Source organism: Saccharopolyspora hirsuta (assembly GCF_008630535.1).
Taxonomy (GTDB): Bacteria; Actinomycetota; Actinomycetes; order Mycobacteriales; family Pseudonocardiaceae; genus Saccharopolyspora; species Saccharopolyspora hirsuta.
Genome location: NZ_VWPH01000001.1, coordinates 561,541 through 577,675, shown reverse-complemented (window position 1 = coordinate 577,675; position 16,135 = coordinate 561,541). Strand labels below are relative to the sequence as shown.

The following is a 16,135-nucleotide window of genomic DNA, read 5'->3' as shown; positions in this document are numbered from 1 at the left end:
CCCCGCTCGCTCCCGGCCACCCGCACTGGAGGAAGCACGATGCGACGCTTCAGCAGACGCGCAGCGCTGGCCACCGCCGCCGGCGCCACCACCGCCGTCGCGCTGGCCGGACCGGCCGCGGCCCGGCCGCCCGGCGGGGCGCCGACCGCGGTCGGACGGCTGTACGAGATCCGCTCCGGGCGGCAGCGCGCGGTGATCGCCGGGGTGTCGGCGACGCTGCTGTCCTGGCAGGTCGACGGGCGGGAGCTGCTGCTCACGCACGGTCCCGACGAGGTCGGCGAGGGCTACCGGGGCAAGACGATCCTGCCGTGGCCCAACCGGATCGACCACGGCCGCTACACCTTCGACGGCCAGGAGCTCCAGGTCCCGATCAACGAGCCGGAGCGCGACGCCGCGCTGCACGGGCTGATGAGCTTCGTGGAGTGGCAGCCCGTCGCGCACCGCGCCGACCGCGTGGAGCTGGAGTACCTGCTGCCGCCGACCTACGGCTACCCGTTCCAGCTGGCGTTCCGGATCGAGTTCGCGGTGGACGGCACCGGGGTGCGCAGCACGCTGACGGCGAAGAACGTCGGCCGCACCGCCGCCCCGTTCGGCACCGCCAACCACACCTACCTGGCCGCGGGCGCGGACCGCATCGACGGCATCGTCCTCGAGCTGCCCGCCAGCACCCACTACCTGGTCGACGACCGGCTGATCCCGACCGGGAAGGCCTCGGTGGAGGGCACCCAGTACGACTACCGGCGGGCCCGGCCGATCGGCGCCACCGAGATGGACACCGCCTTCACCGACCTGACCCGCGGTCCCGACGGCGATGCCGTGGTGCGCTTCGCCCGGCCGGACGGCATCACCGCCGAGCTCTGGGTCGACCGCACGCACGGCTACCTGCAGGTCTACACCGACGACAGCCCGAGCACGGACCGCCCGACGCGGCAGGGCATCACCGTGGAGCCGATGACGTGCGCGCCCAACGCGTTCGTCACCGGCGACGGCCTGATCACCCTGCGGCCGGGCGAAACCCACCGCGGCAGCTGGGGCTACCGGATCGCCGGTTGAGGCAGCGGCCCAGGCCTGGTCCACAGCGCGTTCGCCCCGACCGCGCTCTGCCGGGTCTTCTCCGGCGAGACCGCGGTGGTGACGAACACGGCGTCGGCATCGGGCTGGTCGATCAGCTCCGGAGCTGATCCCGTTGCCGAACTCCTCGGCGTTCTGCGACGGCGCGTCGGACAGGATCGCGCCGGAGAAGCTGGCCTTCTGGTAGCAAGCCTTCCCCGGTCAACGTCGTCCTCGTCCCAGCGGGCCCGACCAGTACAGTGATCGGCGTGGCCGAGTACATCGAGATCCCCACGCCAGCCGGGAAGTTCGACGCCCTGACCGCAGGCCCGCAGGACGGCCGCCCGGTCCTGCTGCTGCACGGCTTCCCGGAAGCCGCCGTGGAGTGGAGCGAGCAGCTCGCGGTGCTCGGCGGTGCCGAGTGCTTCGCGGTCGCACCGGACCAGCGCGGCTACTCCCCCGGCGTCCGCCCGGAACAGGTCAGCGACTACCGGATGTCGGAGCTGGTCGGCGACGTGCTGGCCATCGCCGAGCACTTCGGCTGGCAGCGCTTCGACCTGGTCGGGCACGACTGGGGCGCCGCGGTGGCCTGGGCGACCGCTGCCGCGCACCCCGAGCGCATCCGCACCCTGACCGCCGTGTCGGTGCCGCACCTGGACCCCTTCAACGCGGCGCTGCGCAACGACGAGGACCAGGCCCAGCGGTCGGCGTACATGCAGGTCTTCCGCTCCTCAGCCGCGGAGAAGACATTGCTGGCCGACAACGCCAAGAAGCTCCGGCAGATCTACTACCCGGGCGTGCCGGAGCACCACGTCGACGACTACGTGCAGCGGCTGACCGAGCCGGGCGCGCTCACCGCGGCGCTGAACTGGTACCGGGCAGCGCGCTTCGACGGCGGCGAGATCGGTCCGATCGAGGTGCCGACGCTGTACGTGTGGAGCACCGAGGACGTGGCCGTCGGCTCGACGGCGGCGCTGGCCACCGCCCAGCACGTCACCGGCCCCTACCGGTTCGAGATGCTCGAGGACGTCTCGCACTGGATCCCGGAGGAGGCCCCGGACAGCTTCAACCGCCTGCTCCTGCAGCACCTGCTCGCGCACCAGAGCTGAGCGGCGGCCTCAGGGCTGGTGGCGCGGCAGCGAGTCGGCCAGGAACTCGACGAACTCGGTGCCCACCGCCTCGAACACCGCGCCCTCGTGGCCGCCCGGCAGGAAGGTGACCACCGGGGTGTTGTGGTGCCGGTCGATCAGCTCGTTGATGCCGTCGAGGAACGGGTCCGCGTCACCGGTCCACACCCCGACCGGCACGTCGCCGAGGTCGTCGAGGCGGTGCAGCGGGTCGACCGCCAGCCACTCGTCCTCGGTGGCGAAGGCCTCCTTCTCCCGCATGCCCTCCCAGCTGACCTGCAGCGCCGGGGCGACCTCGGCGACGGCCGCGACGGGCTTGCCCGCCAGGTTGCGGTCCGCGGCGTAGGTGAGCGCGCCGAAACCGCCGGTGGAGATGCCCGCGACTGCGAACGGCAGGCCCTCCTCGTCACCGAGACCGCGTTCGGCCAGCCAGCCCGGGAGCTCCTCGTTCAGCATCGCGGCGAGGTCGCCGTTGGCCGAACCGTCGTTCCAGTACGGGTTGTAGCCTCCGTCGACCACCGCGAACGCGAACGGCGGGATCCGGCCCTCGTGGTAGAGCCGCTCCAGCGAGGCCAGCGTGTCGTACGGGATCGGCGTCGGTTCCACGCCGTCGCGACCGTGCAGGTAGAGCACGACCGGCAGGTTCTCGGTGGACTCCAGGCCGGTCGGGTACGCCAGGTACAGCTGGGTGTCGGTGCCGCGGTGCGCGGAGTGGACCTGCTCGGTGCGGATCTCCGGCATGTCCTGTTCGGACAGTGCCGGTTCGGCGTCGACGGCGGGGCCGGGCGGGAGGACCGGAGGAGCCGTCGGGGCCGGTGGCGTCGCGCACCCGGCGAGGGACACCGCCACCGCCGCTGCCGCGAGCAGGCTTCCGAATCTCCGTGCGCGGGACACGCCACCTCCAACGTCCGATAGGTCTGGTTGCCACGTTACCGACCCGTAGATCCTTGCCCGGGCGTCGGGTGGCGGAGAGCATGTCTGCGAGATCCGTCGGCGCGGACGGGTCGGAGCGCTGAGGAGTGGGGCACGTGAAGGGTTCCGAGAGCCTGCTGGCCACCGCGGTCGCCGCCGGGGTGCAGGTCTGCTTCGCCAATCCCGGCACCACCGAGATCCCGCTGGTCGAGGCGTTCGACCAGGTCGCGGGGTTGCGGGCGGTGCTGGCGCTGTCCGAGGGGGTGGTGACCGGCGCCGCCGACGGCCACGCCCGGATGACCGGTGCCCCGGCGATGACGCTGCTGCACCTCGGTCCCGGCTTCGCCAACGGGATCGCCAACCTGCACAACGCGCGCCGCGCCCGCACCCCGATGATCAACCTCATCGGCGAGCACGCCAGCTGGCACCAGTCCGCCGACGCCCCGCTGACCAGCGACATCGAATCGCTGGCGGGTCCGGTCTCGGGCTGGGTGAGCCGCACCACGTCCGCGGCCACCGCCGCCGCGGAGTTCGCCGAAGCGCACCGCGCGACCCGGCAGCAGCGGCTGCCCGCCGCGCTCATCGCCGCCGCCGACCACATGTGGGCGGAGGGCGGCGAACCCGCCGAGGTCGCGGCGGTGCCCGGCCCACCGGCCGCGGACGACCAGCAGATCGCCGCGATCGCCAAACTGCTCACCAGCGGTCGCGGGCGGCCCGCCCTCCTGCTCGGCGGGCGTGCGCTGGCACCGGACGGGGTCCGCGCCGCCGCGCGCATCGCCGCCACCGTCGGCGGCGAGGTGTTCGCCGAACGCTCCCCCGCCCGCATCGACCGGGCCCCGGGAATCCCGCCGATGCGGCCGATCCCGTACTTCCCGGAGGACGTTCTCCGCGTGCTGGACGGGTTTTCGCACCTGGTGCTGGTCGGCGCCCGCACGCCGGTGTCGTTCTTCGGCTACGAGGGCCTGCCCAGCTTCCCGGTGCCCGACGGGATCGCGGTGCACACCCTGGCCGACGTCGAGCAGGACGCGGTGGAAGCGCTGCGGGCGCTGGCCGAGGCGACCGGCAGCGCCGCCACCGAACTCCCGGTGCCCGAGCCGCCGGAGGTGGCGGTGCCGGACGGTGCCCTGTCCGCCGCGGGCATCGCGGCGGCGATCGTGCGCACCCAGCCCGAGAACGCGATCGTGGTCAACGAAGGCGTGTCCTCCGGCGCGGCGTTCCCGGCGATCGCCGCGGCCGCACCGCCGCACTCCGAGCTGACCAACACCGGCGGGGCGATCGGCATGGGCATGCCGGTGGCCACCGGTGCCGCGATCGCCTGCCCGGACCGGCCGGTGATCAACTTCCAGGCGGACGGCAGCGCCGCCTACACGCTCCAAGCACTGTGGACGCAAGCCCGCGAGCAGCTGGACGTCACGACGGTGATCTGCGCGAACGCCAGCTACGGCATCCTGCGCGCGGAGCTGCGCCGGGCGGGCATCGACCGGCCCGGCCCGGCGGCCGCGGACATGACCAGCCTCGCCGAGCCCACTGTGGACTGGACGGCGGCGGCGAAGGGCTTCGGCGTCCCCGCCACCCGGGCGACCACCGGCGCAGAACTCCTCGAAGCGCTGCGCCGGGCGCACGCCGAACCCGGCCCCCACCTGGTCGAAGCCGTGCTGTGAGCCGGGCTGGAACAGCACCGCTACGCCGAGGACGACCAGGGCCGCGACCGGATCTGCCGTGCGCCATCGACGAGCCGCACCGCGACCGACACGTACTGGCCCGGCTGCGCGGCCGGAATCGGTGCACCGTCCGGGGTTTCGAGCACGAAGCTGACGGTGTCAGGAGATTCCTGCACCCGTCGGCGGACCACGAGCGTGCGCCAGACCTCGCCGGGCACAACCCACGCTCGATCTCGATGAGCGAGTGCGCCATGTGCCGGTAGACCTCGTCCCACGCGGCCGCGATCGGGTACAGGTCCGCGGTCATGCCCAGCGAGCCGTGCTTGTGCGCGATCCGGGTCAGCACCGCCCGGGGGTCCGGCCCTCCTCGGCGACCAGGAGATGCGAAGCGCAAGATCGGTGAACGAGGTGAGCTGCACACCAGCACGCCAATCTATTCCGCATCTCAGATGCGAATCCCCCCGTGCGATCCGCCACTACCCACCACAGAACAGTCCCTGTGCCGCCCCCTGCGCAACGCCACCTCAGGGGACCGTGACGCAACCCAGCCACAAGAAACCCCGAAACCGCCACCTCAAAGCTCAACGCAACCACCACTGAAAATCGCGGAGAGGCGGCGCAGTGAGTCCCTTCGGAGCGTGGGCTCCGAAGGGACTCACGGACCCCCAGCCCTCAGCCCGCGACGAGCATCCGCTCGTCGTCGAGCAGCCCGTGGCGCATGGCGAAGGACGCCGCCTCCAGGCGGGAGTGCACCCCGAGCTTGGTCAGCACCGACTGCACGTGCGTGCGCACCGTCGTCGGCGCCACCCCCAGCTGCTTGGCCATCGCCGTCGTGTGCGCGCCGTCGACGAGCATGCGCAGGCACTGCCGCTCCCGGGCGGTCAGGTGGGAGGCGAGCCTGCGGGCGTCGGTGGTTCCGGCCAGCCGGGGCGTTCGGGAGGCGGCCAGTTCGACGACCACCTCGCCGTCCATCACGCCGCGGATCGCACCGGCCAGCACCGACAGCCCGCACATCTTGTTCACGTAGCCCGCCGCCCCCTTGCCCAGCGCCGCGCGCATGCCCTGGACGTCGCCGTCGGCGGTGAGCACCAGGATCCGGGTGCGCCCACCGGCGTTGAGCAGCTCGCCGATCACGTCCAGCCCGTCGCCGTCGGCGAAGAACCGGTCCAGCAGGCACAGATCCGGCCGGTGGGCGCGGACGGCGGCGACCACCGCCCCGACGTTGTCCGCGGTGCCCACGATGCGGTGGCCGTGCCGCGGCAGGGTCGCCTCCAGCGCGTCGACGAAGATGGTGTGGTCGTCGCCGAGTACCAGGTCAGCCATCCCGCCTCACCCCGCCAGGTGCGCGGGGAACACCAGCCGCGCGCAGGTCCCGCCGCCCGGTGCCGGGTCGACGCGCAGTTCCGCCCCGCAGCGCCGGGCCAGCGCCAGCACGATGCCCAGCCCGAGCGAGGCCGAGCCGCGCGGCCCGCGGCCGAACCCCGGTCCGTCGTCGGTGATCTCGACCCGAACCTCCCCCGCGACCTCGCGCGCCGCCACGGTCACCCGACCGCCTCGTCCCGCGGCGCGCACCGCGTTGTCCAGCAGGTTGGACGCCATCCGCCACAGCAGCGTCTGATCGGTGCGGACGGTGATCTCGGCGCCCTCCAGCAGCGCCACCTCGGCCGGTCCGCGCAGCGACTTGATCGCGACGAGCTGGGTGAGCAGCTCGCGCAGCGCGAAGCCGTCCTCGCGGGGCCGGTCGCGCAGGTCGACCAGCTGCAGCAGCCGGTCCAGCTCCAGCTCCATCAGCTGCAACCGGTGCAGCGCGTGGCCGGGCAGCCCCGGGTCGGCGCGCAGGCCGTCCGCGAGGTAGGACAGCGTCGCCAGCCCGTGCCCGAGATCGTGCAGCAGGCTGCGCAGCTCCGCGCCACCTCGCGAACTCCGCGGACCGGGCAGCTCTGGTGCCCGGACCGTTCCGGTAATCGTGTGCACAGCGACTCCTCTCCCCCACAGCAGTCCGTGCTACCCGGCTCATCGGCTCCTGCACGCGCGGTGTTGCACCTGCTGCAGACCGGGGAGTGCGACTACTCCACGTGCAGAAGTCCATCAGTCGTCCAGTCCGCGGCGGGGGTTCCTCGGGCGCCCGGGGACTACGTTGCGTCACTCCGCTCGGTACGCCCCGCCCAGTGCGGCCGCCAACGCCCCGATCTCGTGACGGCCGTCCAGCCGGGCGCGCGCGGCCGCCGCCAGCCGGGCGGCCCGGTCGGGGTGGTCCAGCAGGTGGGCCACGGCGGTGGCCAGCAGGTCGGGCCGGTGGGGTGGCACGAGGAGCCCGGTCTCGCCGGGCGCCACGACGTCGCTGACCGCGTTGACCGCGGTGGCCACCACCGGAACTCCGCAGATCATCGCCTCGACGATCGCCAGCGGCAGCCCCTCGTAGCGGCTGGGCAGGGCGAACACGTCGAACGCGGGCAGCAGCTGGACCACGTCGTCGCGCTCCCCGGTGAGCGCGACGCGGATCCCCGCCGCGGCGGCCTGCGCCCGGATCCGGTCGGCTTCGGCGCCGCCCCCGATCCACACGCCCACCACGTCGGGGCGGCGGAGTTCGGCCAGCGCGGCGACGAAGTGCTCCGGGGCCTTCTGGTAGGTCAGCCGACCGACCGCGCCGACCACGACGTCGTCGGCCGCCAGTCCGAGCCGGTGGCGGGCGCGCTGCCTGCTCGCCTCGTCGCGGATCGGCGCGGAGTGGTCGACGGCCACGCCGATCGTGCGGATGCGCTCGGGCGGCAGCAGACCGCGTTGCACCGCCTCGACGGCGACACCGCTGCCGACGCACAGCGCGAGATCGGTGATGCGGCCGAGGCGGCGCTCGATCTCGACGTAGGTGCGGCGCCGGTAGGCCGGTTGGAAGGGGTGGAATCCGAAGCCGTGGAAGGTGTGCACGATTCGGCCCACCCCGGCCCGGCGGGCCGCGATCCGGCCCACGGCACCCGCTTTCGAGCAGTGCGTGTGCACCACGTCGAACCGCCGCAGCAGACCGGTCAACCGGTGCAGGGCGAGCAGGTCGTGGGCCGGGGAGATCGGAGCGCGCAGCGCGGGCTCGACGACGGTCTCCAGCCCCGCCGACTCGGCCTCGGCCAGAAACCGGCCGGAGCCGGCGACCACCGCCACCTCGAACTCGTCCGGGTCCAGCGCCTTCGCCCCGCGCAGCGCCATCGTTCCGGCGCCACCTTCCAGCCGCGTGATGACGGTGGCGACCCGGAGGCTCACCGGGCGAGGTCCGGTTCGCCGTCGGCGCGCAGCCCGGCCGCGCAGGCGACGCTGACCGCCTCGAGCTGGCTGTGCACCTGGAGCTTGGCCAGGATGCTGCGGGTGTGCGTGCGCACGGTCTCCGCCGAGATCAGCAGCTCCTCGGCGATCTGCGCGCCGCGCTTGCCGTTGACCATGCCGGTCAGCACATCCCGCTCGCGGTCGCTGAGCACGTCCAGCGGTCCGTTGCGCTGCGCGGCGCGCACCGCGTCCTCCCGCAGTTCCCGCAGCACCGGGCCGAGCAGGTCGGGCGGGTACCAGCTGTGCCCGCGGCACACGTCCAGCAGCACCTCGGTGAGCTCTTCGAGGCTGCGCTCCTTGGGCACCCAGGCGGCGGCTCCTGCGCGGGCGGCGGCGACGGCCTGGCCCGGCTCGCGCACGCCGGTCAGCACGACGATCGCCGTGCTCGGCCGGATCTGCCGCAGCTGGCTCACCAGGCGCCCGGTGCTCGCCCCGGCGGGTTCCACGTCCAGGGTGAGCACGTCGGGCTTGGCCTGGCGGACCACATCGGACAGTCGCGGATCGCTGGTGGCGCAGCGACCCACGACCCACAGCTCGGTCAGCTCCGCCAGCCTGGCGCTGAGCGCCTCGGTGAGCATCACGTGGTCGTCCACCATGAGCAGTCGCAACACGTTCACCGCCCCAGCATGGGCGATCCGCGACGACGAGTCCTCGTCCGAGCGCACGAGAACACCTGTCCGACGGGTCACGAGGGGGTGCGTTCGAGGGTGCGGCGGTTCGGGCTGCGCCAGCGGCCGGAGGACTGCGTCAGCCAGGCACCGGGGATCGCGTACAGGGCGATCGCCGCGTCCAGGACCCGCAGCGGCAGGAACAGCAGGGCCACCAGCAGGTAGCGCGGTTGGCGCTGCAGCAGGGCGACCACGCAGGTCAGCACCAGGTCCGGGACCAGCACCCCGAACAGCAGCGCGGAGGGGGTGGCGAACCCGCTGACGAACTGGTGCGCCTCGCCGATCACCGGTGCGCCGAGCAGTCCGGGCAGCAGGGCGGGCAGCAGGAGCACCGCGACCACGATCGGCAGCACCACCAGGAGCACGCTGCTGGTCAGCATCTCCAGCAGCAGCAGCGCGAGCATGGCGGTGAACAGGTTGGCGCGCGGCGGGTGCAGGCGCACCGTCTGCCACAGGCCCAGCGCCCAGCGCTTGCACTGCTTCACGTAGTCCCCGAGGGTGCCCGGGTCCTGGGTGGCGGCCACCGCCGCCGGGGTGAAACCGACCTTGCCGAGCCGCTTCTGGTACACCTCGAAGGTCATGTTGAAGTCCTCGATGACCAGCCCCGGCGGGTTCACCTCGATGTGCGGCAGGACCGCGGTGCGGTACATGCTGGCGAAGCCGGGCACGATGTGGGTGGCGTTGACCCGCCGCCAGGTCTGGCCGAACTTCAGCAGGTACTGCGTCATGGTGTAGATCCGCTGCCGGTGGAAGGCGACCAGCTTGCCGATCGGTCCGAGCCCGCGCCCGCGCCAGGTCGTCTTGACGCACCCGGCCACCGCGACCACCTCGGGGTCGTCGAACAGCCGCAGCGCCGCGTCGAAGTAGCCGGGCTGCACGTGGGTGTCGGCGTCCAGCAGCATCACCACCGGGTAGCGCTCGACCAGCTCGAACCGGCGGATCGCCTCCTGCAGCGCACCGGCCTTGCCGACGTTGCGCGCGGTGCTGATCACCCGCACGCCGCACCCGCTGGCCAGCTCCACGGTGCGGTCGGTGGAGCCGTCGGAGACCACGTGCACGTTCTCCGGCGGCACGAGGGCGGTGATCGCCGCGATGCTGTCGACGATCACCGCTTCCTCGTTGTGCGCGGGCATCAGGACCGCGACGTCGTCGACGCCGAGCCCGCCCTCGAACCGGTCCCGGTCCACCACCGCGCCGCTGGCGCTCCGCCGCTCGCGCCAGCGCCCAGCCGAGCCGTCCAGCAGGCGCAGCAGGCCGATCACGCCCCACAGCGTGAAGTTGGCGCCGAACACCGCGATCGCCAGCAGCCACCACGGAACCATCCCGCCCTCCCCAACCCCGGCCGGTCACTTCTCCACCGGCAGGCTGCGCGCCAGCTCGTGCCAGGTGTCGGTGTCCTCGTAGCCGAACATCCACAGGTAGACGCCGCCGATGCCCGCGCCGCGCGCCGCCTCGAACTTCGCCTTGGAGCTGGCCGCGTTCTCGAACCACACCTCGTGCTCGCGGCCCTGCTCGTCGGTGTAGCGGAACCAGGGCGCTTGGGCCGCCGCGTCGTACTGCGGCTGCGCCCGGTGCTCGGTGGCCAGCTGGAACGCCTTCAGCCAGGTCACCCCGGTGCCCTCCCCGCCGACCACCCAGTCGTAGCCGTAGAGCGGAACGCCCAGGACGATCCGCTCGGGCGGGATCTGGGTCTTGGCGTAGTCGAGCACCGCGCGGATCCAGCCGATCGGGGCGACCGCGCCGGGCGGCGAGGTGTTCCAGTGGAAGTCGTAGCCCATCAGCCGGACCTGGTCGGCGGCCCTGCCGATCGCCGCGTAGTCCTGGGCCACGTTGCGCTCGTCGTACCCGGTGTCGGAGTCCTTGGCGAACACCGCCACCGACAACGTCCTGCCCGCCGCGTCCAGCGCCGCGCCGAGCTCGGTGACGAAGTCGGTGAACACCTGGCGGTCGCCGGCGCGCAGGTTCTCGTAGTCGATGTCGATGCCCGCGTAGTTCTCCCGCTCGACCAGCTCGACGATCTCGGCGACGTGCCGGTGCCGCCGCGCCGGGTCGTGCAGCACCGCGGCCACCGGTTCGTAGGCCCAGCTGCCGTCGGTGATGTTGGCCAGCGACGGCACGATCGGGATCCCGGCCTCGCGCAGCTGCGCGATCCGGCCGCCGACCTCCGCGGTCTGCTCCGGCGGGTACTGCTCCAGCACCCGGCCGTTGGCGTCCAGCCCGTAGATCCAGGGCGAGACCTCGTTGACCGAATCCCGGTGCTTGACCACCATCTCGGTGCCGTTGCCCAGGTTCCAGAACGGCAGCGAGGCGACCACCACCGGGCTCTGCGCCACCGGCCCGCCCCCGCGCGGCACCACCAGGAAGGCCACCACCAGCACCGACACCGCGATCAGCGCGAGCAGCCAGACGGACCCGCCGAACCGGCTGAAGGCGCGGACGCGGTGCGCCGCGCCGGGCCCGGCCGGGAGCACTTCGAACCGCTCGCGGCGTTCCCGGCGCTCGCGCACCGACTCGACGAACCGGCGGATCGGTCGCATGTCGCGGCTCCTCACGCCGTGGCGGGCTCGCCGGCCCGCACCTGCTCGTCGATCACCGCGCGGATGATGTCGTCCAGGCTGCGCTGCGGGCGGAAACCGATCAGCTCCCGCGCGCGCGAGCAGTCCGGCACCCGCCGCTGCATGTCCTCGTAGCCCGGCCCGTAGGCCTCCTCGTAGGGCACCCGGACGGTGCTGCTGGGCGATCCGGTCATCGCGATGATCCGCGCCGCCAGGTCCTCGATGGACACCTGCTCGGTGCTGCCGAGGTTGACCGCCATGCCCTGCGCGCGGTCCAGCCGCACCAGCCGGATCAGCGCGGGCACCACGTCGGCGACGTGGCAGAAGCAGCGGATCTGCCTGCCGGTGCCGAAGATGGTCAGCGGCCTGCCCTGCAGCGCCTGCCCGACCAGCCGCGGGATGACCATCCCGTAGCGGCCGCTCTGCCGCGGCCCCACCGTGTTGAACAGCCGCACGATCACCGCCTTCAGGCCGAGCTCGCGCACGTAGGAGCAGGTCAGGCTCTCGTCGATGGCCTTGGCCTCGGCGTAGGTCCAGCGGGACTTCAGCGGCGAGCCGATGATCCGGTCGTCGCCCTCGACCAGCCCGACCTTGGTGTTCTTGCCGTAGATCTCGCTGGTGGAGGCGATGAGCGCGCGGGTGCCGTGCCGCAGCGCGGCGTCGAGCACGTTCTCGGTGCCGTGGACGTTGGTCAGCAGGGCCTGCCGGGTGCGCTCCTGGATGACGAAGGCTCCGACGGCGGCGGCCAGGTGGAACACCACGTCCGCGCCCGCCATCACCTCGTCGACCAGCCCCGCGTCCAGGATGGTGCCCGGCACCAGCCGCAGGTCCGGGTGCTCGACCGGCAGGTTCGCCCGCCGCCCGGTGCTCAGGTCGTCCAGCCCGACGACCTGGTGCCCGTCGGCCAGCAGCTGTTCGACCAGGTGCGATCCGATGAATCCGGCAGCGCCGGTGACCAGTGCGCGCATCACGCCCTCCCCGCCGGGACGGCCGCGCGGTGCCGCCGCCAGAGCTGGGTGTAGAGGTCGTCGATGCGGCCGGTGACCGCCTCGATGCCGTACTGCGCGCGGATCGCGGGCTCGTCCGCGCGGGGCCGGGCGGCCGTGATCTCGGCGGCGATCTCGGCGCGCATCCGCTCGGCGTTGCCCGGCACCTGGCGGGCCCGGTCGGTGTCGATGCCGACCAGCGCCGGGCAGGTGGTGTAGAGCACCGGGAGGCCGTTGGCCATCGCCTCCAGCACCGACAGGCCGAAGGTCTCCTGCTCGGAGGAGGCGATGAACAGGTCCAGCGCAGAGAGCATCGCGGCCACGTCGTGCCGCTGCCCGGCGAAGATCACGTGCTCGGCGACCTCGTGCGCGCGGGCCACCGCCGCCAGCCGCTCCCGGTCCGGGCCGTCGCCGACGACCAGCAGCTTGGTCTGCTGCCCCAGCAGCGGCGCCATGGACTCGATGACCAGGTCGAACCGCTTGTTGGGGTCCAGCCGCCCGAGCACGCCCACCACGTAGGCGTCCGGGCCGATGCCCTGCTCCTGGCGGACGCGGGCGCGGGCGGCGGCGTCGAACTCGACCCGGCCGAAGTCGACCCCGTTGGGGATCACGGTGATCTTGCGCTCCGGCATCCCCCACCGGCGCAGCCGCTCGGCGACGGTGTCGGAGACCGCGATGGTGGCGTCCGAGCACAGGTCGGTGCCCAGGTACAGGGCGCGCACGCCGAAGGTCATCCGCCGCCGCTCCAGGTGGGTCTCGCCGATCGAGTGCTCGGTGGAGACCACCACCTTCGTCCCGGCCAGCCGCGCGGCCAGCCGCCCGTACACGCACGCCCGGTACAGGTGGGTGTGCACCACGTCGTAGCGGCCGGTGCGGATCAGGTCGCGCAGCTTGAGCACGGCGCTGACCTGGGTGTTGCGCGTCATGCCGAGGTCGCGCACGCGCACCCCGTCACCGGCGATCATCCCGGCCACGTCGCCGGGGTTGTACAGCGACACCACCTCGGCGTCGTGCCTGGTGTGCTGCAGCACCTGCCGCAGCTGCAGCTCGGCTCCCCCGACGCCGAGCCCGGTGATCACGTGCAGGACCTTCATCCGTCTCCCCCAATGTCGATGTCGTCCCGGGTCAGTTCCGCGCGAACCCGACGCGCCGCCCGGTCCGGCGGTGGTCCCCTGGGCGCGGTCGTGCCGGGCGCCGGTGGCGCGGGTTCCCGCCGCCGAGCTCCCAGCGGAGGCAGGCCGTCACCGACGCCCGGAGCACGACCGCGACCGTGCGGAGCACGATCACCGCGTCCCCCCACGGTGACCACTGCTCGATGTACTGGTTGTCGAACTCCACCCGGTCCGGGATGGAGGTGTCGCCGTGCAGACCGTGCACCTGCGCCCACCCGGTCATCCCGCCGGGCATCCGGTGCCGGTCGCCGTAGCGCGGGATCTCCTGGCCGAAGCGCCGGGCGTAGTGCGGGCGTTCCGGCCGCGGCCCGACCAGCGACATCTCACCGCGCAGCACGTTGATCAGCTGCGGCAGCTCGTCCAGGTGCGTGCTGCGCAGCCACTTCCCGAGCGCGGTGCAGTCCTCGGCGGGCACCGCCCAGCCCTGCACGGCCCCGACCCGCACCGTCCGCAGCTTGAGCACCTGGCTGATCCGCCCCGGCCCGGTCACCCGCAGCTGGCGGAAGAACACCGGTCCCGGGCTGTCCAACCGCACCGCGACGGCCAGCGCCAGCAGCAGCGGCGCGAGCACCACCAGCATCAGTCCGCTGAGGACGATGTCGAACGCCCGCTTGGCCACCGCTCCGGCCCTGCCGTGCCCGAAGCGGCGCAGCGGGACCAGCGGAACTCCCCAGAGCTCGTCCAGCGCGGCGCGCGGCAACGCCGCGCCGATCTCCGGCAACCTCGGCACCACGCACACGTCGGCGGGCAGCGGGCGGTTCGACCGCAGCACCGCCGCCAGCGCCGTCTCGGTCGCGCCGTCCGGGCAGATCAGCACCCGGGTGATCCCGTGCGCGGCGACCAGCTCACCCAGTTCGTCCACTTCGGACAGCGGGATCAGCCGCGGCCGCAACCCGAACTCCGGATGTTCCCGGGCGCGTCCGGCGATCCGCTCGGCGAGCTCCCCCGACCCGACGACCAGCGTCGGCTCGTCGAGCGCCCCGCGCCGGTAGCCGCTGCGCAGCACCGCGTGGAGACCCGCACGGGCCAACACCAGCCCGCCGAAGCTCGAAGCCGCGAGAAGCAGGCCGCCGGACAGCCACGGCACGAGCAGCACCAGCGGCAACCCCGAGGCGATCGCCAGCTGCGGCACCTGGTCGGACACCCGCAGGCAGATCCGCAGCCGGTGCTGCCCCTGGACCGCCAGCAGCAGCCACGCCAGCAGCGCGAACACCGCGCCGAGCAGCCAGTCCGCCCCGACGATCGGCCCCACCGGCAGGAGCGCGAGCAGGTCGACCGCCGGGAGCAGCCGACCACCGACCCGCCTGCGCACCAGCGGCCGCGCCCCGGGCGTGCTCGCCGGGAGCGGTCGGGCAGCGGCGGAGTCGGTCGTGCTCATCCGGCACCGCCGACGACGAGCGGGCGCGTCGCGCTCCGCTCGATCCGCGAGGTGATCCGCCGGACCGCGTAGTCGGCCCCGTAGACGAACCGCATGACCGGGCCGTGGCTGGGCGCCACCAGCGGACCGGTGAAGTACAGCCCCGGCACCGAGGACTCAAAGTCCGCGTCCACCCGCGGAGTTCCGCCGACCAGGGCGATCGAGGACCGCAGCCCGGGACCGACCATCGGCAGCCTGCTCAGCGCCGGCGGGTAGCCGGTGGCGCAGATGACGTGGTCGGCGGTGAACTCGCGCACCTGACCACCGGCCCGGACGCCCAGCCGCACCTGGTCACCGGTCGCCTTCGCCCAGTCCAGCCGGTGCCCGACGTGCACCGGGAAGCAGCCCTCCACGCGCTCCCGGAGCCACCAGCCGCCCGCCGGGCCGAGCGCGGTGCGCGCCCGCTGGATGCGCACCTGCTCCGGCAGGTGCCGGAACCACTCCGGGTGCTCGGAGTAGAACCAGGTGGACAGCCCGGAGCCCAACCCGGCCTCCGGCTCCCGCATCCGCCGCCACCACGGGCGGTCCGGCAGCAGCGGGTAGCCGTTCCAGCTCAGCCTGGGCCTGCGCGCCACCAGCCGGGTGCGGGCGCCGTGCTCGTGCAGCAGCGCGGCGGTCTCCAGCGCCGACTGCCCGGCACCGATCACGATGACGTCTTGGCCGTCGAAACCGCTGAGGTCGTCGTGCGCCGAGCTGTGCGTGCACAGCTCGGTGGGCAGCTCCGCCAGCATCTCCGGGATCCGCGGGAAGTACTCGACGCCGACCGCGACCACCACCTGGCGGGCGTCGACGCGCTGCCCGTCGTCGAGCGTCAGCTCGAACCAGCCGGGCCGCTGCGCGATGTCGGCCACCAGCTGCTCCTCGACCTCCAGCCCGCGGCCCTGCTGGAACCACTCGCCGTAGTCCACGAAATCGGCCAGCGACACCGGAATCCCGTAGTCGGCGTAGCGCTTGCCGGTCTCCAGGCAGAAGTTGCGCAGCGTGTGCGCGCCGTCCGGGTCGGACAGGTTCGAAGCGAAGCCCTGCGACTTCAGGAACATCCCGCGCGGCATGTGCGCGCGCCACAGGTGCATCGGCAACCCGAACTGCCGGTGCGAAACTCCGGACCGGCGCAGGTGCGCGGCCAGCGAGAGGCCGTACGGTCCGGCACCGACCACGGCCACGTCCACGAGATCGTTCATAGTCACTCCTGTTCCGCCTCTTCGCGTTTTTCAGCGGTGGTTGCGTTTGGGGTTGAACTCGCGTTGAGCGGTTTCTTGTGGCTGAGCTGCACCA

The 16,135-nt window shown here is 73.0% G+C and carries 15 protein-coding genes; 3 read left to right on the top strand and 12 right to left on the bottom strand.

The features are described 5' to 3' along the window. Positions 1 to 39 precede the first annotated feature (39 nt). Complete coding sequence (locus F1721_RS02595; protein ID WP_150064849.1) at positions 40 to 1,053, top strand: aldose 1-epimerase family protein; 1,014 nt, start codon at positions 40 to 42, stop codon at positions 1,051 to 1,053. Positions 1,054 to 1,319: 266 nt separating this feature from the next. Beyond that, entirely contained in the window at positions 1,320 to 2,159 is an 840-nt protein-coding gene (locus F1721_RS02590; protein WP_150064848.1) for an alpha/beta fold hydrolase, read from the top strand. A gap of 9 nt (positions 2,160 to 2,168) precedes the next feature. Here the strand turns inward: F1721_RS02590 and F1721_RS02585 are convergent, their stop codons facing one another. Next, the gene (locus tag F1721_RS02585) at positions 2,169 to 3,071 is read right to left on the bottom strand and encodes an alpha/beta hydrolase-fold protein (RefSeq protein WP_246154065.1); all 903 of its coding nucleotides are present in this window, start codon (positions 3,069 to 3,071) and stop codon (positions 2,169 to 2,171) included. Between the two features lie 134 nt (positions 3,072 to 3,205). Here F1721_RS02585 and F1721_RS02580 point away from each other — a divergent pair, with 134 nt between their 5' ends. Next, entirely contained in the window at positions 3,206 to 4,750 is a 1,545-nt protein-coding gene (locus F1721_RS02580) for an acetolactate synthase large subunit (protein ID WP_150064847.1), read from the top strand. A 20-nt stretch (positions 4,751 to 4,770) separates the two neighbouring features. Here the strand turns inward: F1721_RS02580 and F1721_RS02575 are convergent, their stop codons facing one another. The 11 genes from F1721_RS02575 to F1721_RS02525 form a co-directional block, all read right to left on the bottom strand. Next, complete coding sequence (locus F1721_RS02575; RefSeq protein ID WP_150064846.1) at positions 4,771 to 4,968, bottom strand: ferredoxin reductase domain-containing protein; 198 nt, start codon at positions 4,966 to 4,968, stop codon at positions 4,771 to 4,773. A 454-nt stretch (positions 4,969 to 5,422) separates the two neighbouring features. Next, complete coding sequence (locus F1721_RS02570; protein WP_150064845.1) at positions 5,423 to 6,073, bottom strand: LuxR C-terminal-related transcriptional regulator; 651 nt, start codon at positions 6,071 to 6,073, stop codon at positions 5,423 to 5,425. A gap of 6 nt (positions 6,074 to 6,079) precedes the next feature. Continuing rightward, positions 6,080 to 6,724 carry a sensor histidine kinase gene (locus tag F1721_RS02565; RefSeq protein WP_246154058.1) on the bottom strand — a complete coding sequence of 215 codons (645 nt, stop codon included), beginning with the start codon at positions 6,722 to 6,724 and terminating at the stop codon, positions 6,080 to 6,082. Between the two features lie 168 nt (positions 6,725 to 6,892). Continuing rightward, positions 6,893 to 8,002 carry a glycosyltransferase gene (locus F1721_RS02560; protein WP_246154057.1) on the bottom strand — a complete coding sequence of 370 codons (1,110 nt, stop codon included), beginning with the start codon at positions 8,000 to 8,002 and terminating at the stop codon, positions 6,893 to 6,895. Then, the gene (locus F1721_RS02555; RefSeq protein ID WP_150064844.1) at positions 7,999 to 8,679 is read right to left on the bottom strand and encodes a LuxR C-terminal-related transcriptional regulator; all 681 of its coding nucleotides are present in this window, start codon (positions 8,677 to 8,679) and stop codon (positions 7,999 to 8,001) included. Before F1721_RS02555 ends, F1721_RS02560 begins: the two co-directional genes overlap by 4 nt. A 68-nt stretch (positions 8,680 to 8,747) precedes the next feature. Continuing rightward, positions 8,748 to 10,052 carry a glycosyltransferase family 2 protein gene (locus F1721_RS02550; RefSeq protein WP_150064843.1) on the bottom strand — a complete coding sequence of 435 codons (1,305 nt, stop codon included), beginning with the start codon at positions 10,050 to 10,052 and terminating at the stop codon, positions 8,748 to 8,750. Positions 10,053 to 10,076: 24 nt separating this feature from the next. Then, entirely contained in the window at positions 10,077 to 11,267 is a 1,191-nt protein-coding gene (locus F1721_RS02545) for a glycosyl hydrolase family 18 protein (protein WP_150064842.1), read from the bottom strand. A gap of 11 nt (positions 11,268 to 11,278) precedes the next feature. Then, positions 11,279 to 12,253 carry an NAD-dependent epimerase/dehydratase family protein gene (locus F1721_RS02540; protein ID WP_150064841.1) on the bottom strand — a complete coding sequence of 325 codons (975 nt, stop codon included), beginning with the start codon at positions 12,251 to 12,253 and terminating at the stop codon, positions 11,279 to 11,281. Next, complete coding sequence (locus F1721_RS02535; RefSeq protein WP_150064840.1) at positions 12,253 to 13,365, bottom strand: glycosyltransferase; 1,113 nt, start codon at positions 13,363 to 13,365, stop codon at positions 12,253 to 12,255. Before F1721_RS02535 ends, F1721_RS02540 begins: the two co-directional genes overlap by 1 nt. Positions 13,366 to 13,396: 31 nt before the next feature. Continuing rightward, entirely contained in the window at positions 13,397 to 14,821 is a 1,425-nt protein-coding gene (locus F1721_RS02530; protein WP_150064839.1) for an exopolysaccharide biosynthesis polyprenyl glycosylphosphotransferase, read from the bottom strand. Continuing rightward, the gene (locus F1721_RS02525; protein ID WP_150064838.1) at positions 14,818 to 16,041 is read right to left on the bottom strand and encodes an NAD(P)-binding domain-containing protein; all 1,224 of its coding nucleotides are present in this window, start codon (positions 16,039 to 16,041) and stop codon (positions 14,818 to 14,820) included. Before F1721_RS02525 ends, F1721_RS02530 begins: the two co-directional genes overlap by 4 nt. Between the last annotated feature and the right edge of the window lie 94 nt (positions 16,042 to 16,135).